Source organism: Paenarthrobacter sp. RAF54_2, assembly GCF_052113945.1.
GTDB lineage: Bacteria > Actinomycetota > Actinomycetes > Actinomycetales > Micrococcaceae > Arthrobacter.
This window is the reverse complement of sequence record NZ_JBFRDV010000026.1, coordinates 25,600-48,769: the sequence shown is the minus strand read 5'-3', so window position 1 is coordinate 48,769 and position 23,170 is coordinate 25,600. Positions and strand designations below refer to the sequence as shown.

The window sequence follows — 23,170 nt, the reverse complement described above, 5'->3', positions numbered from 1 at the left end:
TTCCCAATGTCGCCGACACATCTTGCTGGAAAGCACGTACTTATCCTGAACTGGCGTGACGTCGGCCATTCACAGGCCGGGGGCGCCGAGCAATATATGCACGAGATTTCCCGCAGGTGGATAGAGGCCGGGGCTGAAGTCACGTGGTTTACCGGACGTGAAGCGAACCAGGCTGCGGAGGACGTCATCGACGGCATCCGGATACTTCGCGCTGGCGGTCCCTTGGCAATCTATGCCCACGCCGCGCTCAAGCTCGTGCGAACAGGCAGTCTTTACGATGCTGTGGTGGATTGCCAGAACGGAATCCCGTTCTTCTCGCCGCTCTTCATGCCGGGCAGGACGCCGATCATTCAACTGATCCATCACGTTCACCAAGAGCAATTCAGCAGCAGGTTCTCTCCGCCCTTGGCTGCCCTCGGTCGTTTCCTGGAAAGCCGCGGCGCAAAAGCTGTCTATGGCCAGCGTGCCATTGTTGCCGTATCACCCTCCACACGGTTGGAACTTCGCAGGCTCGGGTTTTCCGGTCCTATACACGTAGTACCCAATGGCACCATCGACGTCCCGGCCGAGGTTGGGCCCAGGGCGCCTGAGCCCACCATTACGGTGGTCAGCCGCTTGGTGCCGCACAAACGACTGGACTTGCTGCTGGGCCAGATTGCCGTTGCAGCCTCCCGTATCCCTAATCTGCGCCTGGAAATCGTGGGCGATGGGCCCGAAAGGGGCCGCCTTCAGCAACTCGCGATGGACCTGGGGCTGAGCCACGTTGTGACTTTCCACGGCTATCAGCCCAACGAGGTCCGCAACAGGCTGCTGAACCGGGCATGGCTTACTACTTCCACGTCGGCGTCCGAGGGCTGGGGATGTTCAGTCATCGAGGCAGCGGCTTGGGGCGTTCCCTGCCTTGCATTGCGTGTTCCAGGCATCCGCGATTCCGTAGTGGACGGCAGCACAGGATGGTTGGTGGATACAGCCAAGGAATTCGGGAGCGCCATGGTTGCCGCCTTGGAGGCGTTGGCTGCCCATGAGGCATCGCAGGAGTTCTCTGCACAATGCCAGGAGTGGGCACGTTGCTTTACGTGGGAGCGGAGTTCGGCGCTTCTGGCTGGTGTTGTCCTTGAAGAGACGCAAAGCCTGGAAGCCACCGGTGGACGCAGTTCCCGCTCCGATATGTCCACACTGGTTCGTTTCGAACTACCGCCAGGCACCGATCTCCGGGCCATACTGCGTCCCACCGATGAAGTGTGGGAGGGCGACGGCCAAGCCTCGGTACTGATGAAAGGCCGCGATGAGTTCGAAGCCTTCGCGGTTTTGAAGCAGATCGGAGTTGACTCGGCAGAGTTGCAACCGGCCGGACGAAGCGTCCTGCTGGCCGGACCCGCAAGCGCTGCTTCGCCTGCCCACGCCGTTGATGGCCTGTAGGGCGCATACGGCCGGAATCGGCCAGGAGTGTGGACATGGCTGACACTTTGCTTCAAACGGATCAGGAAACCAAGCCCGGTGGTGTGGAAAGTCTGCCGGGACGGAGAAACAAAGTAGGTGAGAACAGCAAAGTAGGGGAGAACAGCGTCTTCCTGGCGATGTCGGCCGGTGTAGTGGGTGCAGTCAGTTACGCCTGCAGTTTACTCATGGCCAACATGCTGCCAACCATCGACTACACGCATTTTGCGTCGGCCGCGATGCTGATGGGAATCGTGGGGATTGTCGCATCAGCGCTGGTACCTCTTCCCTTGTCCCATGTAGTCGCGGTCAATCCTGAAGGCTCCGAGGAACGCAAGGATGGCCTGGCCTTCTCGGTTTTTGTGTCATGCCTGGCGGGAGCAGCGGCAGCCGTAGTGACAGGAATGGTGACTCTGGCCTTTGCCACACCAGCGCTGGCTGGAGCTGTAGCGCTGGGTTCGCTGGCCATCTTCATCGTGACGGCACCCTCGGGCTGGTTGCAGGGTGAATTGCGTTTCACTTGGGTTGCCCTGACAAACATCGGCGAAGTTGTCCTCAGGCTCGGGTTCAGTGTGTTGGTGATCTTCCTGGCCTGGGGTGCCGGGGGAGCGGTCCTCGGATTTGCTGTGGGTTCAGTAGCTCCACTTGCCGTGCCACTTTCCTTCTACCGGGACCTGCATTGGCGTCCGCGTGTGCTTCTGGACAAATGGCGGTGGGCGGAGACCATCGAGATCGCATCGGTGCTGTGCGTAGTTTCGGTACTGGTTGGCCTGGATGTTGTGGTGGTTGGATTTCTGGACGAAGGATCCTCCGCTGCAGCCGGATTCCAAGCTTTGGCGTCAGTTGCCAAGGGGCCGGTGTATGTAGCGGCTGGTACTGCCTTGGTGGTTTTCCCCTTGCTACGCACCCCAGGCGCGGACGTGCGCAAGATCCTTGGAGCCGCCTTCACCTCCTTTGGGCAATTGGCGGTAGTGGCCTTCGTCATTATCGCGACGGCACCGCACGCGCTGGCCGGGCTGATTGTGCCCCAGAAGTATCACGGCTCCCTGGAGCTGCTGCCATGGTTGGCGGTAGCTGGCCTTGGCTACGCGGTGCTGATGGTACTGTCCACCATCCTTCTCGCGGTGAGGGCGTACCGGCGATGCCAGGTAGGCCTTGCCGTCGCTTGCCTTCTGGTGGTGGGTGGGTTGTGGGCTGGCTGGTGTCTGAATGCTGTTGCCGGCATGGCAGTGGGCTCAGCGGCGGGTTCCGTGCTGGCCTCCGTGGTTCTGGCCCTTATAGCTCGTCCCGTTCTTGCCGCCGCCAAGCGTCCGGGAGGCGTGGCCTGGCGGTGGTTTGCCTACCCAGCCGGACTGGCTGTCGTGCTGGGCGTGGCCAGCCAGTTTCAACCATTGCTGTGGTTGCTCCTGGCGTCCGGCGCAGGCTCTGCCATACTGGCGCATCAGCGCGGTCTGTTGCCCGGCTGGAGCAAGGTTGCGCGGCGCGTTCAGAGACTCACGGGCATCTGGATGCCGTTCTTCGCCGTTGTTGCCGGAGCCTTCTGCGTTCGTGCCCTTGGTCTTGAACGGGGCTTCGAGCTCTGGGTGGATGAGTTGCTGTACGTGCGTTTAGGCGAGTCTGTCAGTACCGGCCACTTTCCCACGCTCCCTGACGGGCCCTTCTTCCTCCACCCGCCCGGCTATTTCATCCTTGAAGCCGGCATCATCAGGCTGTTTAACGTCTCCGGCGAAATTGTGGATGTCGTACTGCACTTGCGATGGCTCAACGCCGCGCTCGGAGCACTGACAGTGGGTTTGGGGTTCCTCCTTGTCAAAAGGCTCACCAGTGCCGCGCCCGCGTGGCTCTGCGCTGTGCTACTTGCGTTCGAGCCTTTCATTCTGCGTAACAACAGCCATGCCTTCCTCGAGACCTCGGCCATGGCGGCTGTGCTTGCAGGGTTTTTGATATTGCTGCGAACGCCGAAGCGAGCAAAGGAAGCTGTCCCTTTCCTGCGATTGGCTGTAGCGGGATTGCTTCTGGGATACGGAGTTCTGTGCAAGGACTTCTTCATCATCTGCACCTTCGTTCCGGTGCTGGTTGCTGTGTTGTGGAAGCAGACCCTGCCCTGGCGAAAAGCTGCGGTGGTGGCGGCGGTGGCTGCCATTCCCTATGCCGCTTACCTCGCCGTGGTAGCGCTGCGGGGACAAATGCCGGATTGGGTGTGGGCCAAAAGCAATGGGCTGCTTCGGATGTCCGGGGTTGAGAAGAACACGGGTTTCACGGCGGAAGGCTCGCCGAGCATCGTGTCCCGGTTGATCGAGCAGAGCGGTCACTTTGGCACCAGTTATATTCTCCTGGCACTGTGTCCCGTAGTGAGCCTCCTCTTGTGCTTCAGCCTTCATGCAGGGCGGCGGTTTGTTGGACTGGCGGGGCTGGCTCTGGGTGTCGCGGGCGCCTACAGCGCCATCTTCGGCACCTTCGAAGAGCAATATGGGTATGGCGTCATGGTGGCAGGGGTCCTGTGCTCAGTGCTGGCCGTGGTGGAGCTCATTGAGAGATATCCGAAGGGTCGAAGGGCCCTCGCGGCGATGTCCATCTGCTTCATTGCTTTGGCGGTGCTCCTTGGGGTGCGCACGGCACTCACTGTGGACAATGGCTTTGCCAGTGCGAGGCAGTGGGTCACAGCGAACCTGCCCGCTGATGCGCGCGTCAGCGTCACCAACAGCACCGGGGAGTTGGTATTCAGGGACGACGCCAGGTTCGGAATCTGGCCATCAGCACCCTTGATGAAAGAGCATGGCGTCAATTACATCCTGACCCAGTCGCTGCCCATCAGCCAGGGATACGGCTACGCGAATCCCACGATGCTCGCCTGGCTAAAGGAGCACGCAACTCCTGTTTTCACTTCCGAGGGACCCACCAATGGTGATACGACGCTCTGGTTCGTGCGGGAAGCGGATCTGGACGTTGCGGCATCGGCGAATATCGGGTTCCCGTCCAAAGACCATGGCACAGAACGGTAAAGATCATGAGGGTTTTACATCTCGGGTTCGAAGACCCAGGCATGCCCGGCGCCGGTGGGGGATCAGTGAGGACACACGAGGTCGATCGTCGGCTGGTTGCCAACGGCTTCCGAATGACGGTCCTGACCACCAGATACCCCGGGTGGTCTGTACGTGTGCAGGACGGCGTTCACTACGTGCCGATCGGAATAGGCCAGGGGCGGAACAGATTAGCCCGGCTCCTGGGCTACGTGCTGATGCTGCCCTTTGAGGTTCGACGGCGTCGCGGAGCCGCTGATCTGGTGGTGGAGGACTTTTTCGCGCCGTTTTCCAGCATGGCTGCGCCGCTCTGGACAAAGCGCCCCACAGTTGGCCTGGTCCAGTGGCTGCATGCGCGAGAGAAAGCACGTGAATATGGGTTGCCCTTGCATTGGGTGGAACAGTGGGGTGTTAGGCGTTACCGGCGGATGATCGCAGTGTCGCAGGGCATCGCTGACCGCTTGACGGCCATGAACCCCCACGTTCGTGTGGAGGTGATCGGTAATGGTGTGGATCCCGCAGCCTGGAAACCCGAACCCAAACCCGGACAGGACATCCTATGCATTGGGCGTTTGGAGTTCGGTGGCAAAGGTCTCGATTTGCTGCTGGCAGCATGGGAAGAATGTGCGGGCCGCGTGGATGGCCAGCTCCTGATTGCAGGTGCTGGCCCTGATGAAGGAAAGCTGCGCGCCGTCATTGAAGAGAGGGGCCTTTCCAGCCGGGTACGGCTCCTTGGGTGGCTCTCCGGGGAGCAGAAATTTCAAGCAATGAGTGATGCGCGGCTTGTGGTTGTTCCCTCCAGGCAGGAGACCTTTGGGTTGGTGGCCATCGAGTCATTGGCTGTTGGAACTCCGGTCATTGCCTTCGATATCCCGTGCTTGAGGGAGATTGTCCCCGACGCCGCCGGCTGGTTGGTTCCGGCGTTCGACGTCGACGCCCTTGCTGCCGAGATAACGCGCAGATACCCGCAGGATGGACTGATGGAGGTGGGGGCCCAAGGCAGGGCGTTTGCTTCAGGCTTCAATTGGGACCGGCTCGCCGAAATGCAGGCCACATCCTTTCGTAATGCAGTTGCTGAAGCAGCTCCAACCGGGCCTCATCCACAGGAAGGGCCTCCGCATGGCAATTGAATCAAAAATCGAACGATCCTTGGCAGGCGACGCTCCCTGGCTGTTCCTGTCGCCCCACCTTGATGACGCGGTTTTGTCCTGTGGTGCGCTTATCGAGGCGCAGGCGCAGGAACGGGAGATCATCGTGGCAACTGTGTTCACGGAAGCCTCCCCTGCACCGCACACCCGGGCCGCCCGCTCTTTCGTGCGTCAGTCCATGCTTGAGGATGGGGTGCAACTATTCGAGGCCCGCAAAGCAGAGGACAAGGCTGTCCTTGCTGCCATGGGCGTACAGCTCATACATCTGGGTGCCGTGGATGCCTTGTTCCGTCGTCGCCAGTTACCGCGGCTCGCCAAAGGCGCGTGGAACAAGCTCCTGCCGGAACTGACACACCGCTACTCGACGTATCGATTCGACATCGCGCTCGGACGGATAGCACGGGGAGATAAAACGCTCATCCGGCAACTCCAGGACGATGTTGCCGAGCTAATGGCCGTGACCAAGGCCGAACTGCTCTTCGTTCCTGTAGGTGTGGGTAGCCATGTTGACCACCTCATCACCCGCAAGGCCGGGGAAGGCCACCCTGAAAACCTGGTCCTTTATTCGGACTTTCCCTACGATTTGGTCTCGCCGCCGGATACGGCAGGGTTAGCGCGCCTTGGGTACCAACCGTGGATTTGGGAAGAAGGCTTGTCATCCAAGCACCCGCGGATCAGGCAGTACTCCACACAAGCGGATGGGTTGTTCCCCAGCGGTGTAATTCCCATCAAAGCGGAAACCTACTTTGTCCCGCATCCTTCCCGAAGCTCAAGCAGTTAAGCCCGCCCCAAAAGCAATGGCCCAGGCGTTAGCCCGGGCCATTGAAAAACTGCGTGAACGTTTAGCTTTCGCCAGCTGAGTCCGAGCGGCCAAGGATGGTCTGGGGAATCCAGAATGCGAGGGCGAACAGGCCCAGGCAGACGGCCATCGGCCACGGGTTATCCAGGCTGAGGAAGGACAGGGAGTAGATAGCCCCCAGGAAGAGCACGATCATGACCACGAACAGGACAATGCTTGTGCCGAGGTTGTTCTCTTTTTCAATGGGAGCGCTTGTTGCGTTCTTGGACATTCATTCCTCCTCGGCCCCGCAGGGCTCAAAATCTGTGGCGGTTGCGGATGCCTCAGTAATCCGATGAACCCTGTTCACCTTTGACAATGGCTATTCCGGAACTCGCTCCGATACGTGTTGCACCAGCAGCAATCATAGCCTGTGCGTCAGCCAGGGACCGCACTCCGCCTGACGCTTTGACCCCAACATCAGGTCCGACGGTCTTGCGCATCAAGACAACGTCTTCAAGGGTTGCTCCGCCGCCGTTGAAACCAGTGGAGGTCTTGACGAAGTCAGCCCCTGCCTCCACGGCGGCTTCGCAGGCAATGACCTTCTGTTCATCGGTCAGCATGGACGTCTCGATGATGACCTTAAGGATCGCTTCGCCGGCGTGGACAGCTTCGGCGACGGCGGTGATGTCATCCACCAAGGCACCCTTGTCATTCGCGCGGGCGGCCGCCATGTTGATCACCATGTCGATCTCATCGGCGCCATCCAACACTGCACCGCGGGCTTCGAATGCCTTGACGTCACTGGGTGTGGCGCCCAGCGGGAACCCAATAACGGAGCAGGTCAAGACTCCGGATCCTTTGAGGGCCTTGGTGACGGTCTTGACCCAAATCGGATTGACGCAGACGGACTTGAATTTGTACTCGACGGCCTCGGCGCAAACCTTCAAAACCTCGGCCTCGCTGGCCTCCGGCTTCAACAGTGTGTGGTCGATGTACGAGGCGATGCTTGCAGGCGCGACGGCTTCGTTGCTCATGGGATCCTTCCGTGCCGGGCGTGGCCGGCCCGATGGCCGCAGGGTTGTCACTGCCCGTCAAAGGACCATCTTGCCATATGGTCCGGATGCCGGTTGGGGTTGTCCACAATGGCAACAGAAGCCGCAGTCAGGCCGCCAGCGCGGCACTCTGGTCGCTGCCCCATGCGCCTAACAGCATCCCCGAGGCGCACAGCATCGCGGAGGATTCGGCAGAAAGGAGAAGACCCAGTCGGAGGCCGTCGCAGGAAGCCGCGTCGCCAATCGCCCAAATGCCGGGGACGGAGGTGGTGAGATCGCGCCCTACTGCGATCCCGCCGTCGGAGGCAATCAGGAGACCTGCGCTTTCGGCAAGCTCGCTGCGCGCGATACGTTCCTCGGCGAGGACCACGAGGTCGCCGTTCATGCTGCTGCCGTCTTCGAACAGGATGCCGGTCGCCGCCGACGTGGAACCTGAGGTGGAACGAACGACGGCGGCTGGCCGGAGGGTGGTGCGGACGGGACGGACACCGCGGGCCCGGAGCACGGCTTCTGCCTGGCCCGCTGCGGGACCATTGCCCACGAGGATTCCCAGCGGGCGCCGGCCGACGATCCTGGTGACGTCCTTGATTGCTTCACCGATGTCCGCGGCGTCGTCGATGGTGGAGTAGCTCAGACCGTCTTCGGCCCCGGCGACCGGCGGAAGGCTTGGAGCTGAACCCGTGGCGATCACGAGTTGGTCGTAGGAGAACTCCATGCCGTCCACGGTGGTGACGATCTTTGCTGCGGCGTCGATGAAGCTTGCCGGCTGCCCGAACCGGACCGAGACCTGCGGCAGTTCTGCCAGTTTCAGGAGCGCCTCGGGGCATTCGTCGCGATTGCTGAGCACGGTGACGGTGCCATCGAAGGGGCGTTGCCGGGAACCTGAACCGCTGCCGGCCAGCCGCCGCACCAAAGCCTGGGCTGCGGGACCTGCGCCTGCAATGACGATGTGAACGGGTGTGGAGGACATGTTTGGCCCTTTCGCTGGCGTGACCTGTTGATCATCAGCGTAGGGTGCCGGTTTTTCGCGGGTGTTTCCCCCTTGTTGCCATCTTTTGCAGATCGGTAGCGCGCTGTTTACCAGCCGGTAATAACGTGGATCACAGCGGAGTTAGCGATCACAGTGGAGTTCAGTACCGTGACAGCAACTCCCGCAAACCGTTGGCGGCGAAGGAAGCGACGGCCTCCGCCCGGTCAACGAAGCCGTGCGCACCCACTGGCTCCACAGAGGCCAGAAGCCCAGCCGCGTCGGCCAGGTTCATGGTCAGCTCGGCGGTCAGGCTTCCCGCCGGCAACCCGTCCACTTGCAATACTGCCTGGCGCGAGTCGGTCCAGGCATCCGGACCGGGATCGTCCCGCAAGGTGCGGGTCAGGGACACGTCCTGCCACCCGCCGTCGAGCCTGATCCGGGCACGGGACGTGACGTCGTGGCCTTCTGTTTCAACGCGTCCATCCGAGAAAAAGACGCGGCCGCCGAAGAGCGGGTGCTCCAGGAATCCGGTGAACTGTGGGGGCACAGTGGACCCCGCCGTGGGCAGCATGACGGTGGCTTTGAACGTCAGGGGTGAGCCCCCCAGTTCTCCGCGTAAGGTGTCGTTGAAACGGACACCCGCAGCCGGTTCTGTCATGGCGGTGCAACTGGCATCTTTCGGGACGCCGGCCGTCGTCATCGTGTCCAGGTACGCCCGGGCGTCCCGGTATCCCATGCCGATCAGGGTATCGGCGTCGATCCTTCCCAGATAGAACTCGGGATCCAGCGGCAGCGGATGCTCAGGACGCACCACGTGCAGCACAAACTCGCGTCCAGCCGCGCTCGCAGCCTCGAAATCAGCAAGGAGGGCTCCCATGGCGCTCATTTCGATCATGTGCACGTACTGCTCCAAGGGCCCGTCACCCCAATAGGGCGAGTTGCCGATGCACCAAATCAGCCATACTTCCTCCGCTCCCCGACGCAGGGCTTCGGCTACATTGGCGTCGCGCATCCAGACGGCGTCCGTCCAGATCTTCCCGTCCCGGTGCAGCGGTGTCAGGAAGATGGGCAGTGACATTCCCGCGGCCATAAGCTCCGCGTCAATGGCGGTGGCATCGATGGCGTGGCAGCGCTTTTCGGTGAATTCCACGACGTTGAAGGAACCTTCGACGGCGCCCGGTTCCGCAGCGCGGCCCCGGATAGTCGCATCATTGATCCCGAGTGCGGGAAAGACCTTGTTCAGGATGCCGTCCGCGTCCCCAATAGCTGGCAGCGCCCACGGGCCCTTGAGGTAGTCAYCGATCGGCAGCGCCGAGCCGAAGTCCTTCACGTTCACGCTGGACCAGCGGGTGCACATTTCTTCCGGCGACACCCCGGACAGCAGCATCCCCGCCGTCAGGATCCCGCCGGAGCTGCCGTCAACATGCTGGAACTCCAGGCCTTCTTCGGCGAGCGCCCGCATGACGCCGGCCTGCCAGGCCACGCGCATGCCGCCACCGGCGAGCACCAATGACCTTTTCACAGTCCGGTTCCTCCGGTCATGCCCCCACTGATCCTGCGCCAATAGACGAACAGGAGTACCGCCGTCGCGAGGTCAAAGAAGGCCACCAGCAGCGCGATGGGTGAGAAGACTCCGTTCAGTACCCCGATGCCGACGGCGCCGAACGCCCCGGCTTTTTGCAGTCCGGACCAGAGCACCACCTCGGGGGAGGGTGCGGGGTTCAGCAGGGTGTGCAGGAGTAGTCCGCCAACCACCACCATGAACATGCCCACTGTGCCGAACAGTTGCCGCATTCCAGGAGTGGGGTCGGCGCCGATCAAGGGCAATATTTGTCCGCCAAACGGGACCTGCACGGCACCGGTCAGCACCGTGATGATCGCGATCGCTGCCAGGATGGCGCGCAGTGGATCGGCGGTGGTCCAAGCCAACACGCCGGGGCGTCGCGCTTGATGGTGAGTTTGGTTATGGGGCGTGGGCTGTGCCGGCTGCTGGGCGCTCATGCGAAGGACTCCAGCAGGCGTCCACGGTCCACGAGCAGCCACACCATGGCCGCCCACGTCAGCGTGGAGACGTAGAAGCGGATGTCGTTGAGCATCATCCAGCGTTTCAGCAGGGTGCGGAGTTCGGCGTCGTCCGCGAAGTCGCCGCCGCGGATGCGCTTGTTGATGGGGATGATGATGCCTTGGCCCACCCAGGTCAGGACGATGATTCCCAGCAGGCAGATGATGGCTGGGATGACACGGATGGTGCCCCACTCGGACCACACCAGGATGCCGCCTGAGATGAACATGATGGGCACCACGACCGTGAAGAACTTGGTGGCTGCGCGGGTGGGGATGCCGAAGTGCATGTCGACGTTCTCGCGGGCCAGCGAACGCCATGTGGGGTACAGGAAGAATTTGAGGACCCACATGGTGCCCACGTACATCGTGGCGCCGAACAGGAAGTAGAGCGCGTTGATGAGCAGTAGCCAGTTCATTGGAGGCTTCCCGGAGTGGCGCGAGGTACGGCGCCGGAGTCTCGTGCTGTGCCCATTGGCGCCGTCCCTGCGATCCTGCTCCGGTCCGGCGGGGTCAGCCATTCCTGGCTCTGGCCCAGGTTCACGATGCTGTCCAGCATGTCGCCTCCGCGAATGGCTGCTGCGGCGGATTCTGTAGGTGCGGTGAGGAACCAGGCTTCGTAGTGGTCGTCCAGGACACCGTGGGCTTGCGGCAGCCAAGCGGTGAACACGGGTTTGCTTTCCACCTGCAGGTTCTTCAAAGGCTCGACGCCGGGCGCGTCACCGAGGATGAGGCGTGCCTTGGCCTGTGCTCCGAGGGCGATGTCTCCGGTAGCTTCGAAGTAGATGTCCGATTTCCAGAGCATGTTCCGGAAGACGCAGTAGTTCGACGCAGCGAGCTTCAGTGGCAGGCCAAGTGGGTCGGGACGTTCGATCTCGATGTAGCAACCGAGTTGGCCATCTTTGTCGTACTGTGCTGACACTGTGGAGTCAGTGACGACGAAGTCCAGGTTGGCCTGGTGCTTCGGCATGCCCCAGATTCCCTTTCCACCCTTGACGGAAACCTCCGAACTGACCGGCAGGTCCACCACGAACTGCCCCAGCTTGAAGGTTTTCTGGAAGATCAGCGGGAGGATGGGCGGGGCTGGCCTGCTGCCGTGGGTGATGGCGATGGCCAGTGAGTATTCGATGTACTTGCCGATGTCCGTGGACTTGTAATTGACCACCGTGACTACCAGCAGCCCTTTGCCGCCCAGGCTGAAGGGCCGCATCTCGGTGCCGGGGAGTGCGGCCGCTGCGGCTTTCTTGTTGATGGGGAAGGCCGCCATGAGCACCGGGGAGTCGTCGGAATTGACCGGCATGACGTACTTGATGCCATCGGCCAGTGCGTGCTGGCCGCGGAGGCGTTCCTGGCGTCGGGGAACCGGCGACGGCATGAGCTTGAGCAAGGGAGTAACCAGTTCGGTAAGTGTTTTCATGACAGTGGCTCCTGGGCTGGATTGGGCTCTTGGGCTGGATTGGAAGGGGCCTTGTTGAGCTCCTCCACGATGACCGGGAAGGTGTCCTGCCAGGCATGCTGACCGAAGAAGACGTCCAGATGTCCGTAGCCGGGGATGAGGTGGAGCGAGTCCTTCCCGGGCCGGTGCTTTTGGAAGAAGTCGAACGTGCGTTGCTGGCTTTCGGGAAGGAAACAGAGGTTGTCCAGCCCGGCGATGAACGCGAACCGTGCATCGGTTTGGGGAGCCTCGGCCACAAAGTTCTCAGGCAGTTCCGGATGGTTTCCGGCAGCTACCATGTGCCCGGCTTTGATGCTGCGGCCCATCTCCTCGAAGAACGTCACCGGGACCTCGGCGAACTCGCCGCTGAGCCATTGGTGAGTGGCGTCGTCGAGGTTTTCGTGGGCCCAGAGCGCCGGGCGGCCACTGCCGTAGGTGAAGCTGACCATTTTGCAGACGATGTTGTCGCACTCGCGGTGGGTGGCTTTGACCAGGCCTCGGATGGCCCGCGTGAAGTAGCCCTGCGATTTGTAGCCCCATGCGGGGGACAGGTAGGGAGTGAAGACCTTGACCACGGGCGTGAGGTAGTCGATCTTGAGCCGCGAGAACGCAGGCACCACGGGATGCAGGGACACCGCGTTGGAGACAATGGTGTCCACCTGGGGCAGGAGACCGGCCACGGCGGACATGGTGAACGACGTCGATCCCTGGCAGTGGATCACGGCCTTCATCGTTGCCGCGCCGGTAGCGTTCAGCACATGCTCGACGGCGGCAGGGTGGTCGTACACGGCGGCGTCGGCGAGCGTCCAGGACAGGGGATCGAGGTCGATGGACGCCCTCCAGTTCAGCATCCACACGTCCCATCCGTCCTCCAGCAGGACGTCCACGATGGTGGTCCGGACCGGAGGCCTGAACAGCTCCGCTCGGACGCCCGAACCATGGACCAGCATGACGGGGCCTTTGCTCACCTCCACGGGCGATGTCACGTGGACCAGGCTCAAAGGGGTGTTGTCCCGGGCCCGGAACGGGATGACCTCGGTCCGGTGCTCGGCACGGGTGATGATCATGGTGCGGTTCCTTTCCGCGTGATGGTGATGGGTTCTTCAAGCAGCCGCACGGCGGGTAAGTCGGATTGCGGAACCAGCCGCGCGCCGTCGTCGTTCGTTGCCAGCTGCCAATCGCGGCAGACTGTATCCACCACCAGCGGGTAGACAGTGAGACTGCCGTCGGCGGCGAGGTGGAGGCGCAGGAATCCTTTGTGGTCTTCGATGGATTGGCCGGACATTTTCCAGGTAGAGACCTCGCCGCTGGGCGTCGCCAGGATGAACAGCGCGAAGGCTTCACTGCCAAGCGCCCAACCACCCAGGTACACCAGCGCGAGCGCCAGCAGCAGAATCACGACGTCGGGCCAGCCGTTGGGCCAGGGAAGCAGGATCACGACGGCGGCACTCACCGCAAGGGCGGACAGCTGGTAGAGCGCGCCACGGGTGAAGACCACGATTCCTGCCTTCGCCCGCCCGAGGGATCGTGCAAGCAGTGACACGACTGCGAGCAGGAGCGGCACCGCAAGGATCAGGACAACGACGAGGAGCAGGGTGTTTCCGTGGGTCAGGCTGCGGAGGCTGTCCACGAACGATTCCCCGCGGAATGCGCTGAAGACTGTCCAGAGCGTTAGTGCAGCGATGACGTGGACAATGCCCAGGGACAAACCGAAGCCAGGGTTGCGGATGGGAAGCCAGTATTGCGAGAAGGGGTTCGCAAGCCTCGGACCGAGCAACTGGGAATCGGCCTGATCCGGGTAGAGGGTGGGCATGCGGGTGAAGTGGCGGGTTGTTTCTTCTTCGTGGTCGCCATGAGGGTTTGCGGTTTGGGTGACGCTGGAGGACAGGCCAGGTGCGTTCGCGTCGCCCGGAAGGGCGAGGTGTTCCGGGAGCCAATGGGCATCTGAAAGGTACGCACCGCCCAGGCCGCAGGTGATCATTTGCGTTCTTGTTGGGTCCGGTGGGAGGTTTTGGGCGCCTGATTCATCCGTGCCCAGTTCGTCAGGAGACGTTTGCTCCTCGTAGCGGGAATAGTGGTGCAGATCGCCTGTGAGCCACAGCCGGACGTTTGCGCCCGTGGCCTCGAACAGGCCGGTCTCGGGATTGAACCGAYGGCGAAGGTAATCCTGTTCGAAAAAGTTGACCTGCCTGAACTCGTTCGGCCCAGGGTGCTCGGCGTCAACCCAAAAGGGAGCCGCTACGCACAGGATGATGGCATCTCCGGGTTGGAGCTGGAGCGTGACATTCCGGTAGAAGTAGTCCAGTTGTGGTTCGTCGATGTACTGCCCCAACTGGCTGTCCAGGCCCAGGAGCCACCAGCCGGGCGTACCCTGCTGCTGTTCGCCGGAAACCTGCGTAGGGGATTGCCCTGTGAGCCGGACCGCAAAGTAGCTGCGCGTCTGGATGGTCCGCCAGCCCCCGATGCTTCGTTGCCGGGTGAACATCCGGATGAACGAGGTCAGGCCGTCGTACCAGTCGTGGTTGCCGGGGAGTGCGAGCATGATGGGTGTGGGATTGTGCTTGGTGGGCAGCGCCATCCGGTACGGTCCTGCCATCCGATTCTCGTAGGCAGCTGGTGAGGCGACGGGGTAGACCTCATCACCCCCGAGGACCAGCACGCTTCCGCGGGGGAGCTCATGGCCCTGAACGGTTACCTTGTCCTGGGCGAGCAGCATTGCGACGGAGTAGGTCGCGTCGAAGCCGTCGCCAAGATCTGCGGTGTAATCGAGCCACAGATCAGCGGGGCTCAAGGGCTCGTCGGGCTTTGTGGTGCGGGATGCCTCAAGCTCTCCGGGGTTTGGAAGCCCGCGGCTCGTGACCGGCGGCTGGGCTGGTTGGCCGGGGACCGGGAGTTTATCCAGGCGCAATTGATCGGCAGGGAAGCTCCCCTCAAGTTCCCTCTTGTCACCGAAGTCTGCGAACACAGTGGCTGCCATGACTTTCAATGCCGTCCGTGCCAGCGACATCGGCGAGAGCCAGCGAACCGCTGCCTGGGGAGTGAAGCCCAGGACAGTACGGTGCTTCGCAAGCTCCCAGCTCTTCATCTGCGTGGCCGTCGCAGTGGTCTCCGGACCGGAAACGGGACCCGTTTGAGGCCCCGCCCGTAGACCTCCCACAACTCACCGGCGAACAATTTCATGAAGGACGCCAAACCCGCGGCCGGCGCCGGGCCCTTGGCACGGAACGTGGTCAGTTGCTTGGCGAAGTCCAAGGGGCGGATGTACAGAATGCCGGCACCGAAGACATCCTCCTGGCCTGGCTCCTGCCCGCCTGGCTCCTCAACGTCAACCGCTTCCGACGGCGGAACATGGCCGCGCAGGATCGTGGCGGACAGCGTGGTCGTGTCCTGCCAAATATCCAGCCCGGCCTCGTTATGGATCAGCTTGTACCCGGTGAACGTGAACGGCGTTCCGCCCGGGTCCCGCAGCCACAACCGGTACAGCATGCGCCTGGCCGGCCTGCCGTCGTCGGAAACGTCCTCCACAAAGAGGTTGAACCAACCACGTTCCACCGGCATTCGGCCGCCGAAGTAGTCTGCGAGGATATAGCCCTCGGCCTTGGCAGGGTGGCTCGGATCCTCAACGAACGCGTGCATGTCCTCGGCGGTAATCGTCAGCTCGAACATGATCCTGCGGCTCCGGTCCCTGCCCAGGCTTCGCCCCTTCTCCGGATCACTGAGACCGGGACTGAACCAGCCGTGCATCTGCTCCGTGAAACGCACAGAGGTGGTGGCGTCTGTCGCCGCTGGTTGCTGGTCTTGGGGTCGCGGCAGCCCCAAACCACGGCTCCTTGCTGCCGTCGTGGCGGTTGCGCCGTCTGCGACCGCGCTCGCGGGCCGCTCCTCGGGCGCGCCCTTGCCCTTGGTAGCGTCCGGCGCCAATTCGCGCGGAGCCGATGCGTCGACGTCGTTGGCCGGGTCGTCAGCTCCAGTAAAGTCCGCACTCGCGGCAGCATCAGCGGGGGCAATTCCCCTGTGTCCGGCACTGTGTGAGTTCTCCAGGATGTGGTGGCACGCGCGTTCGGCAAAAGCAGAAATGGTCAGCGAAGGGTTGGCGCCCACGGGGCCAGGCATGGCTGCCCCATCCATCACGAACAGGCCGGGATAACCGAACACTTCGCCGTAGGAGTCACACACCGCCTCGCCCGGGTGGCGGCCCGACGGTGCGCCGCCGATGGGGTGGACCGTGATGACGCGTTTGGCCCACCAGAGGGGATTATCGACGAAGTCCCCGTCGAGGTCCTTGGCAATCTCGGACATTGTTCCGCGGACGCGTCCGAAGTATTCCTTGGACGTGGCCATGGTCCATGCAATGGCGAGCCTTCCGTCGCGAAGGGTCATGACGCCGTCGGGGATATCCCGGCCCATTCCCAGCAGCGGCACCGAACTGGAGGAGAGGCGGCCGTCACCCAGCGCAGCGGCGAGGTCGGCGGAGACGTTCGAGCGCCCGGCGTCGAACAGCCTGTCCATCAGCAGTTGGCGGGCAACTTTGGCTGTCCGTTTCACGGTGGTGCTGAGTTGGGCGGTCTCCATGAGCCAGTTCATGAAGGCTGGATACCCGGCGTCCTCCACGTAGTAGCCGCGACCATCGCCGTCGTCGTCGTTGGAGTCCGGGATCCTGATCGCGGTGGTGATGACTGGTCCGCGGCTGCCGGTGAGTGTTCGCACTCCGGGTGGGGATCCGTTGGCGGCCGGTGTCTTGGCGTCCATGATGAACGTCAGGAGATCGCCGTTGCCGCTGAAACGGGTGCCTATGGCGTCGCTAAGGGCGGGCAGGGAGCTTCGATTGCGCAGGAGCAGGAAGTTGGTGCCGAAGGTGCCGGCGCCAAGGATGAGCCGGCGGCAGTGAATGATCCGCTCCTTGAGGAGCTCGCCTTGGCGTTCGGGATCGTGGACCACGTAGCGGACCTCGTAACCTCCCCTGGCAAGTGGCCTGATCCCGCGGACATCGTGGAACGTGCGGATGTCCGCCCCCTGATGAGCGGCCGCCGAAATGTAGTTGTGGTCCAGGGTGTTCTTGGCGCCGGCATTGCAGCCGATATCGCATTCACCGCTGAGCGTGCATGTGGTGCGGACGGTGTTTGGTCCGTGGATGCTGCCGTAGGCGGGAAGGGGGAGTGGCCTGTTTGTCTGTGGTTCCTTGGTGGGGTCCGTGGAAAAGGTGACTGCGATGGGCGGCCTGCTGATGGATAGACCGAGGGTTGCGGCGGTCTTCTCCATGGCCATGGTTTTAGGCGTGTCGTCATACGGATAACGGACGGGTTGGAGCATTTCTTCTGCGGTCTCGTAGTAAGGATCAAGGTCCGCCCGTGTGAAAGGCCAATTCTCGTAACCGCCGCCGGGAATGGGGGACTCGTTGACGAACCATTTTTCGTCCTTGCGAAGGAGGACGTTGGCGTAGATCAGTGAGCCGCCGCCCAGACCGCTGGATACCAACCCCTCCGTGCCCCGGAATGTCCAGGCATCAAAAAGCCCATAAAGGCCGCGGTCCGGGTCCCAGAAGTTCTTGCCCATCTCGGCTGGCGAGCGCGCGAAGCTACCGGGCGGATAGGGCTTGCCACGTTCCATGAGCACCACGGATTGTCCGGCCTCGGCCAATCGGAGGGCAGCCACCGAACCGCCGAATCCGGAACCGACCACCACGGCGTCAACCTTTTCGATGCCTGCACTGTGGCGCGCCGGATCAGGTGCTGGTTCCGCACCCGTATTGCCACTGTTCCCGGTCCCCAGACGACCCATGGCCGTTCCTCTCAGAGGAAAGCTGACCTGAAGGCAGCCCCGGCGTGACCGGCGGTGCCTCCGGACTATCGCCCTTATGTTCCCACCGGGCCGGGGATCTGTCCATGAGGTGGAGTTATCCCGTTGATCCGGCGTGACTGGTTGGATGTCACGCGATGATCCGTGTGTACACGAGGTCGAAGTCGTGCTCAAGCGGTCCGCCTGGGTAGGTTCCCCGCTCCCATCGGCCCGTGATGGTGTTCCCGTCCTCGCTGATGCGTCCGATGTAGCGTTGCGGCCAATCGGGTCCATCTCGGAAAAGGGTCCACACGTTCTCGTCCAGGGTCATGTCCAGGATGCGGGCGACGCCCCGGGAATCGAAGTAATGCTGCTGAAGTGCGCCGTCGGATCCAGTAGCGCCGATGGTGCAGATGGCATTCGGGAATTCCGGCCTCTCAACAGTGGAGCGCTGGATAAGGAAACCGCCGCCTTGCAACCATTCGAACGTTGTCCGGCCGGCGGCGTCCATGCCGGGGGCAGTGGTCTCCCATTCGCCGACCAGGATGTTGAGTCGCTCCAGCAGTTCGGATGTCATGTGGTCCTCCTGAGATGTGTAGCCCCAGTTTCCGCCGTAGGTGGCCGATTTGGCGAGGGCTGCCCTGGTTGGCGAAGGTTGCCCAGTGGCATGATGGGCGAATGAGCCAAGTGACGTGCGATTTGACCATCTCCCTGGACGGCTTCGTTGCCGGTCCCAACCAGCGGATGTCGGAGCCCTTGGGCGACGGCGGAGAGCTTCTGCACCGATGGATGTTTGAAGAGCCCGAAGCCAACGCGGCCCAGGTTGAGGAAATCCTCGCCGCCGGCGCCTTCATCATGGGGCGGAATATGTTTGCGGGACCGGGCCCAGACATGTGGGACAAGGAATGGCGTGGGTGGTGGGGTGAAGAACCGCCATATCACGCGCCGGTTTTCGTCCTGACACACCATCAGCATGAGCCGCTGGAGATGCAGGGCGGCACCACGTTCCATTTCGTGAACGACGGGATCGAATCCGCGCTTGCACAGGCGCGCGAGGCCGCAGGCAGCAAAGACGTGGCCATCGCTGGCGGAGCCCAGACGGCCCGGCAGTACATCCAAGCGGGGTTGATGGACGAGCTACGGCTCCACATTTCGCCCATGACTCTTGGTGGTGGCGAGCGGTTGCTGGACGGCGTGGGTAATCTCAAGCTTGAGCCTACGGAAGTGGCCGGCACCAAACTCGTCACCCACGTTCGGTACCGCCTGCCACGTTAAGGACCTCCTCCTGGCAGCCCTGAAGGGGCGGTACTGGCCGGATCAATCTCCGTGAACACTTGGTCAGGCGTTAGCAGCACGGGCGTGTGCTGATGATCCCCGTGCCTAAATGGGGATTTGGCAGACCCTCGGGGCAGTTCCACGGGATGCGCGTGGAACTCAAGATATCTCCGCCTGCTCAACATGGACCCGACTTTGTTCGGGGGGCGGCGCTTGCTTACGGCCCCGCGCGGTCATCTCGATGATTGCCCAGGCCACCAGGGTGAGAATCGCACAGGCGGCAAAGACGCCCTGATAACCAAGAGATGACAGAGATCCGACGGCGATAATCGGACCGGACGCGATTGCGCCAAGACGACGGGTGTTGGTAAACAGGCCGGAGGCCAGACCCGGAAAAGGGATGATTTGTTGGAACAGCGTCAGTCCCACGCCTGCCACGACCCCGAAGAACCACGCGTGGAGAACCTGAAGAGCGATGAGCGTGGCGGGGTCGGCCACAAAAGTCATTCCTGCGTAGTAGGCGAGCCCGGCCAAGCATCCCGAGGCGATGAGGGCTTTCCCTGAATACTTCCGACTTAAACGCCCAATGTAGAGCAACGCGGGGATCTCAAGGGCTGCTGAAGCACCCAAAGCGATACCAGCCCAGATGAGTCCTTCCCCAATGCGCTCATTCACGAACAAGGCCATGATGGTTACGGCCGCACTATCTGTGGCCTGAAGCGCAATGAAGCCGATCACTGCACCAATCACGGCTAACTTCGCCGGCACAGGCACATCCTTTGCCACCCTTTCCTGGAGTACTGCGCCCGTCGCTGGGGCAACCTTACGCTGAAAGGCCGAGGCGCCGGTTGCCGTGAGATTGAGGAGCGCAATCGCGGCCAACGCGAGTAGAACCGCCCGGCTCCCGAAAACACCGACGATGTAGGCGGCCAGCGGCGGGCCCCCTACCCACGCGAAGGACACAATTGCCCGGGTGTTGACGACATCGTTTGGGCTTGCCCCCGAGTGTTTCAGGTGTGCAAAGAGGAGCGACATACCAACGCCGGAGGGGCCACCCAATGCAACCAGGGCAGTCACCGCAAGGGGCAGTGTCGTAGTGAGAGCCAACACCGCCGGAAGGGCCAGCGCTAAAAAACCACAAAACAGCATAGGCCGCAGATAGTCGTTCTTCCGGTCCGCGTAGGCGGGTATCACAAGCGCGGCAAGGAACCCTCCAGTGTTGTAGACAGCCAGAACCCAGCCGACATCCGCCGGAGTGGCATCGAACAACTCGACCAGAATCAATGCCAGCGCTGGAGTGAGGAAAGCGAATTGCAGGCCCCACAGTAAAGCCATTGATGAGGTCAGTAAATGCTTCACGGGCAGGACCTTCCGAGGCATCATCGCCTAGCCGGCCGAAGGCGGTGGAGCCGGTAGAGTGCAGACGTCTGCGGCATTCAGCGGGTTTCCTGTGCTGCTCCAGCTGGCCAGAAAGGCCAGTTGTTCTTCGGCTTGGCTACCGGGCTCAGCCGTGTAGACGATCAAGGTCAGTCCATCGCCGGGCAGCTCCAGAGCGTCACCTGTCAGCTCGATTTCACCAACCAGTGGGTTTCTCATCCTCTTGCGGGCGGACCTGTGGAAGCGCACATTGTGTCGCGCCCAGCGCGTGGAAAATTCAGTGCTCCCAGCTGCGAGATCGCCGATGAGGCCATTCAAGTAGCGGTCGCGGGGACGACGACCGGACTCCACGCGGAGAGCAGCCGCAAAATCATCGGCGATAGTCTCCCACTCGACGAAAAAGTCCTTGGAACGGGAGTCCAGGAACATGAACCGGGCAAGATTCAGCGGCAGGGTTGCCGGGGCAAGAATGCCGTTGTAGAGGGCGAAGCAGAGGCTGTTGGCGGCGACAATATCCATCTTGGCATTTCGGACGTAGGCCGGAGTGCCCGTCATGCCGGAGAGGATCCGTTCGATGCTGGGACGGACCTCGGTCCGTGGAACGCGGTGGCCCGACGGCTGCGTTGGGATGGCCGCCTTGGCGAGGTCCAGTAAGTGGGAGCGTTCTGCCTCGTCCAGCTGAAGGGCACGGGCCAGAGAGTCCAAGACGGACTCGGAAACGCCCCTCAGATTCCCGCGTTCCAGGCGGGCATAGTATTCCGTGCTGACGCCGGCCAGCATGGCCACTTCCTCACGCTTGAGCCCGGTAACCCGTCGTGTCCCGCTGTAGGCGGCTAAGCCGGCTTGGGCCGGGGTGATACGTGCCCGCCGCGTCATGAGGAACTCGCGGACGTCCTTGTTGTTGTCCATGGCTAAAGGCTACGTGGGGCCAAGTCTGCCTAACAGGAACTGCCAGTACACCGCACAGCAGGTACTCCCACGTATGTGAAGGGGCTGGTTTGCTTGATGAAAGTTCCGCTTCCCCCTTGAAAGGATCCCATGTCCCTGTCTGCTGTGAGTGCTGCGAAAACAGCGGCGCGGCCGAGGGCTTCGCTGATGGTGGCTATGCTTGGCTTCTTTGTCGTGGCCCTGGATGCGCAGATCGTGAATGTGGCACTGCCCGCGATCCGGAACGACCTCGGCGGTGGTCTGTCAGGGCTGCAGTGGGTCATTACCGGCTACACGCTCATGTTCTCGGCGCTGCAGCTATTTGCCGGCACATTCTCTGACAGGATCGGGGCCCGACGGTCCTACGGGATGGGGATGGTCCTGTTCACTGTCGCATCGGCCACGTGTGCGCTCAGCCCCACCCTGGTCGCGTTGATCGTCAGCCGGATCCTTCAGGGCATCGGAGCAGCGATGATCACTCCGGCCTCCCTTGCCCTGATCCGGGAGGCGTACCACGACGCAGTTCAACGTGGCCGGGCCATCGTGTACTGGGGCCTCGGAGGCTCCGTTGCTGCAGCGGCCGGACCCGTGCTTGGGGGTCTCCTCACCGGGATTGACTGGCGGCTGATTTTCTTCGTCAACCTCCCCGTGGGGGCAGCAGCTCTTCTGGTGCTCTCGCTGGTCGCCACCTCACCGCGCCGGCCCTCTCCGTTCGATTGGGCCGGGCAAATTGCCGCTGTCCTGGCATTGGCAAGCCTCACTTACGGCATCATCGAGGGAGCCTCCGCAGGGTACAGAAGCCCCGGGATACTCACGGTTTTCGCGGTCTTTGCTTTATCACTCACGGGGTTCCTGATCGTCCAGGCCAGGGGGCGGACACCAATGATCCCCCTTGATCTGTTCAGCTCCCGAACGGTCTCCACCACCTTGGCCATAGCGCTGGTCACCATGGCGGCCTTCTACGGCGTCGTCTTCCTGCAGAGTCTGTACTTCCAACAGCAACGCGGTGCCACAGCACTGGAGACCGGGCTGTTGTTCCTGCCGATGACCGCGCTCGTTGCCTCGCTCAACCCCTTGGTGGCCCGGCTCATGGCCCGCCACGGGCAGGTCGCCATCATCGCAGCCGGACAAATCATCATGGCGATCGGACTTGCCGGGCTTTGCTTCCTGCCCTCGGACTCACCGACGCTGTTGGTCGCACTTGTTATGGTGCCCGTCGGTGTCGGCGGATCCTTCACCGTGCCGCCGATCATCGCGATCGTCATGGACAACGTACCCGCACAACGCGCGGGCACGGCCAGCGGGGTGGTCAACACAGCACGGCAAGTGGGTGGCTCTCTCGGCGTCGCGATATTCGGTGCCGTCCTCGCAAGTGGTGGTTTCATGGACGGGCTGCGCACCAGCCTCGGCTGGACCGCCGTCGTCCTCGTCATTCTCGTCATAGCCTCCCTGACGCTGCGCCACGGACAAAGGAGAACCGCATGAAACTCATCAACCCCGCACCGACGGTCAAAGCACCCCAGGATAGATTCACCGGCGACGTCTACCTCAGCCCGCTCCACACCGGCGAGGCACCGTCGCAACTGACAGCCGCCTTGGTGCACTTCACACCCGGTGCCCGCACCAACTGGCATTCCCACCCCGTCGGGCAGACCCTGCACTGCACCGAGGGCGCGGGGCTCGTGGTGACACGGGACGGGACTGTGATCTTCATGCGCCCGGGAGACACAGTCCACACCCCGCCAGGTGAAGAACACTGGCACGGAGCCACATCGGAGAGCATGATGTGCCACCTGGCCGTGGTCGAACGCCTCAACGGGGAAAGCGCCATCTGGCTTGAACCCGTCGATGATGCCGACTATCAGACCGCCCAAAGCCGCGAACATAACTGATAACCACAGCAACGCAAAGG

General features: G+C 62.3%; 20 protein-coding genes. 7 read left to right on the top strand and 13 right to left on the bottom strand.

Going from position 1 to position 23,170, the window contains the following annotated elements; genetic code table 11:
* Window positions 1-6: 6 nt before the first annotated feature.
* The 4 genes from AB4Y87_RS21520 to AB4Y87_RS21505 are packed head-to-tail and all read left to right on the top strand — an operon-like array spanning window position 7 to window position 6,386.
* Window positions 7-1,419, top strand: a complete 1,413-nt coding sequence (locus AB4Y87_RS21520) for a glycosyltransferase family 4 protein (protein WP_442006295.1) — start codon at window positions 7-9, stop codon at window positions 1,417-1,419.
* Window positions 1,420-1,454: 35 nt separating this feature from the next.
* Window positions 1,455-4,439: a hypothetical protein gene (locus AB4Y87_RS21515; RefSeq protein ID WP_442006294.1), complete on the top strand. Its 2,985-nt coding sequence runs from the start codon at window positions 1,455-1,457 to the stop codon at window positions 4,437-4,439.
* A 5-nt stretch (window positions 4,440-4,444) separates the two neighbouring features.
* The gene (locus AB4Y87_RS21510; protein WP_442006293.1) at window positions 4,445-5,587 is read left to right on the top strand and encodes a glycosyltransferase family 4 protein; all 1,143 of its coding nucleotides are present in this window, start codon (window positions 4,445-4,447) and stop codon (window positions 5,585-5,587) included.
* Window positions 5,577-6,386 carry a PIG-L deacetylase family protein gene (locus AB4Y87_RS21505; protein ID WP_442006292.1) on the top strand — a complete coding sequence of 270 codons (810 nt, stop codon included), beginning with the start codon at window positions 5,577-5,579 and terminating at the stop codon, window positions 6,384-6,386. Before AB4Y87_RS21510 ends, AB4Y87_RS21505 begins: the two co-directional genes overlap by 11 nt.
* Before the next feature lie 61 nt (window positions 6,387-6,447).
* Here AB4Y87_RS21505 and AB4Y87_RS21500 read toward each other — a convergent pair whose 3' ends face one another.
* From AB4Y87_RS21500 to AB4Y87_RS21450, 11 genes are all read right to left on the bottom strand, one after another.
* Window positions 6,448-6,675, bottom strand: a complete 228-nt coding sequence (locus tag AB4Y87_RS21500) for a hypothetical protein (protein ID WP_442006291.1) — start codon at window positions 6,673-6,675, stop codon at window positions 6,448-6,450.
* Window positions 6,676-6,727: 52 nt separating this feature from the next.
* A complete protein-coding gene (deoC, locus tag AB4Y87_RS21495; protein ID WP_442006290.1) occupies window positions 6,728-7,420 on the bottom strand; it encodes a deoxyribose-phosphate aldolase in 693 nt (230 codons plus the stop codon).
* Between the two features lie 127 nt (window positions 7,421-7,547).
* A complete protein-coding gene (locus tag AB4Y87_RS21490) occupies window positions 7,548-8,408 on the bottom strand; it encodes an FAD-dependent oxidoreductase (protein ID WP_442006289.1) in 861 nt (286 codons plus the stop codon).
* Between the two features lie 160 nt (window positions 8,409-8,568).
* Window positions 8,569-9,930, bottom strand: coding sequence for a patatin-like phospholipase family protein (locus AB4Y87_RS21485; RefSeq protein ID WP_442006288.1), 1,362 nt, complete (start codon window positions 9,928-9,930; stop codon window positions 8,569-8,571).
* Window positions 9,927-10,409 (bottom strand): hypothetical protein, encoded by a 483-nt coding sequence (locus AB4Y87_RS21480; RefSeq protein WP_442006287.1) that lies wholly within the window; start codon window positions 10,407-10,409, stop codon window positions 9,927-9,929. The genes AB4Y87_RS21485 and AB4Y87_RS21480 overlap by 4 nt, the downstream gene beginning before the upstream one ends.
* Window positions 10,406-10,888, bottom strand: a complete 483-nt coding sequence (locus AB4Y87_RS21475; RefSeq protein WP_431119171.1) for a hypothetical protein — start codon at window positions 10,886-10,888, stop codon at window positions 10,406-10,408. Before AB4Y87_RS21475 ends, AB4Y87_RS21480 begins: the two co-directional genes overlap by 4 nt.
* Window positions 10,885-11,886: an acetoacetate decarboxylase family protein gene (locus AB4Y87_RS21470; RefSeq protein WP_442006286.1), complete on the bottom strand. Its 1,002-nt coding sequence runs from the start codon at window positions 11,884-11,886 to the stop codon at window positions 10,885-10,887. The genes AB4Y87_RS21475 and AB4Y87_RS21470 overlap by 4 nt, the downstream gene beginning before the upstream one ends.
* A complete protein-coding gene (locus AB4Y87_RS21465; RefSeq protein ID WP_442006285.1) occupies window positions 11,883-12,971 on the bottom strand; it encodes an esterase in 1,089 nt (362 codons plus the stop codon). The genes AB4Y87_RS21470 and AB4Y87_RS21465 overlap by 4 nt, the downstream gene beginning before the upstream one ends.
* Window positions 12,968-14,989 carry a hypothetical protein gene (locus tag AB4Y87_RS21460; RefSeq protein ID WP_442006284.1) on the bottom strand — a complete coding sequence of 674 codons (2,022 nt, stop codon included), beginning with the start codon at window positions 14,987-14,989 and terminating at the stop codon, window positions 12,968-12,970. The genes AB4Y87_RS21465 and AB4Y87_RS21460 overlap by 4 nt, the downstream gene beginning before the upstream one ends.
* Window positions 14,986-17,682 (bottom strand): GMC oxidoreductase, encoded by a 2,697-nt coding sequence (locus AB4Y87_RS21455; protein ID WP_442006283.1) that lies wholly within the window; start codon window positions 17,680-17,682, stop codon window positions 14,986-14,988. Before AB4Y87_RS21455 ends, AB4Y87_RS21460 begins: the two co-directional genes overlap by 4 nt.
* A gap of 148 nt (window positions 17,683-17,830) precedes the next feature.
* Window positions 17,831-18,256, bottom strand: a complete 426-nt coding sequence (locus tag AB4Y87_RS21450) for a hypothetical protein (protein ID WP_442006282.1) — start codon at window positions 18,254-18,256, stop codon at window positions 17,831-17,833.
* Between the two features lie 101 nt (window positions 18,257-18,357).
* Here AB4Y87_RS21450 and AB4Y87_RS21445 point away from each other — a divergent pair, with 101 nt between their 5' ends.
* Complete coding sequence (locus AB4Y87_RS21445) at window positions 18,358-18,954, top strand: dihydrofolate reductase family protein (protein ID WP_442006281.1); 597 nt, start codon at window positions 18,358-18,360, stop codon at window positions 18,952-18,954.
* A gap of 159 nt (window positions 18,955-19,113) precedes the next feature.
* On the opposite strand, the gene AB4Y87_RS21440 is transcribed toward AB4Y87_RS21445, so the two are convergent.
* Together AB4Y87_RS21440 and AB4Y87_RS21435 are read right to left on the bottom strand one after the other, a co-directional pair.
* Window positions 19,114-20,313 (bottom strand): MFS transporter, encoded by a 1,200-nt coding sequence (locus AB4Y87_RS21440; protein ID WP_442006280.1) that lies wholly within the window; start codon window positions 20,311-20,313, stop codon window positions 19,114-19,116.
* Between the two features lie 27 nt (window positions 20,314-20,340).
* Complete coding sequence (locus tag AB4Y87_RS21435) at window positions 20,341-21,240, bottom strand: helix-turn-helix transcriptional regulator (RefSeq protein WP_442006279.1); 900 nt, start codon at window positions 21,238-21,240, stop codon at window positions 20,341-20,343.
* Window positions 21,241-21,369: 129 nt separating this feature from the next.
* Between AB4Y87_RS21435 and AB4Y87_RS21430 the strand changes: the two genes are divergently transcribed.
* Window positions 21,370-22,743 (top strand): MFS transporter, encoded by a 1,374-nt coding sequence (locus tag AB4Y87_RS21430; protein WP_442006278.1) that lies wholly within the window; start codon window positions 21,370-21,372, stop codon window positions 22,741-22,743.
* Window positions 22,740-23,150 carry a (R)-mandelonitrile lyase gene (locus AB4Y87_RS21425; RefSeq protein ID WP_442006277.1) on the top strand — a complete coding sequence of 137 codons (411 nt, stop codon included), beginning with the start codon at window positions 22,740-22,742 and terminating at the stop codon, window positions 23,148-23,150. Before AB4Y87_RS21430 ends, AB4Y87_RS21425 begins: the two co-directional genes overlap by 4 nt.
* The last annotated feature ends 20 nt before the right edge of the window (window positions 23,151-23,170 follow it).

Bases quoted from the DNA above. Each gene is read 5' to 3' on its own strand.
- AB4Y87_RS21435 (WP_442006279.1), bottom strand. From the start codon at position 21,240: ATGGACAACAACAAGGACGTCCGCGAGTTCCTCATGACGCGGCGGGCA.
- AB4Y87_RS21465 (WP_442006285.1), bottom strand. From the start codon at position 12,971: ATGATCATCACCCGTGCCGAGCACCGGACCGAGGTCATCCCGTTCCGG.
- AB4Y87_RS21520 (WP_442006295.1), top strand. From the start codon at position 7: ATGTCGCCGACACATCTTGCTGGAAAGCACGTACTTATCCTGAACTGG.
- AB4Y87_RS21430 (WP_442006278.1), top strand. From the start codon at position 21,370: ATGTCCCTGTCTGCTGTGAGTGCTGCGAAAACAGCGGCGCGGCCGAGG.
- AB4Y87_RS21475 (WP_431119171.1), bottom strand. From the start codon at position 10,888: ATGAACTGGCTACTGCTCATCAACGCGCTCTACTTCCTGTTCGGCGCC.
- AB4Y87_RS21480 (WP_442006287.1), bottom strand. From the start codon at position 10,409: ATGAGCGCCCAGCAGCCGGCACAGCCCACGCCCCATAACCAAACTCAC.
- AB4Y87_RS21505 (WP_442006292.1), top strand. From the start codon at position 5,577: ATGGCAATTGAATCAAAAATCGAACGATCCTTGGCAGGCGACGCTCCC.
- AB4Y87_RS21510 (WP_442006293.1), top strand. From the start codon at position 4,445: ATGAGGGTTTTACATCTCGGGTTCGAAGACCCAGGCATGCCCGGCGCC.
- AB4Y87_RS21490 (WP_442006289.1), bottom strand. From the start codon at position 8,408: ATGTCCTCCACACCCGTTCACATCGTCATTGCAGGCGCAGGTCCCGCA.
- deoC (WP_442006290.1), bottom strand. From the start codon at position 7,420: ATGAGCAACGAAGCCGTCGCGCCTGCAAGCATCGCCTCGTACATCGAC.
- AB4Y87_RS21470 (WP_442006286.1), bottom strand. From the start codon at position 11,886: ATGAAAACACTTACCGAACTGGTTACTCCCTTGCTCAAGCTCATGCCG.
- AB4Y87_RS21515 (WP_442006294.1), top strand. From the start codon at position 1,455: ATGGCTGACACTTTGCTTCAAACGGATCAGGAAACCAAGCCCGGTGGT.
- AB4Y87_RS21445 (WP_442006281.1), top strand. From the start codon at position 18,358: ATGAGCCAAGTGACGTGCGATTTGACCATCTCCCTGGACGGCTTCGTT.
- AB4Y87_RS21450 (WP_442006282.1), bottom strand. From the start codon at position 18,256: ATGACATCCGAACTGCTGGAGCGACTCAACATCCTGGTCGGCGAATGG.
- AB4Y87_RS21500 (WP_442006291.1), bottom strand. From the start codon at position 6,675: ATGTCCAAGAACGCAACAAGCGCTCCCATTGAAAAAGAGAACAACCTC.
- AB4Y87_RS21425 (WP_442006277.1), top strand. From the start codon at position 22,740: ATGAAACTCATCAACCCCGCACCGACGGTCAAAGCACCCCAGGATAGA.
- AB4Y87_RS21455 (WP_442006283.1), bottom strand. From the start codon at position 17,682: ATGGGTCGTCTGGGGACCGGGAACAGTGGCAATACGGGTGCGGAACCA.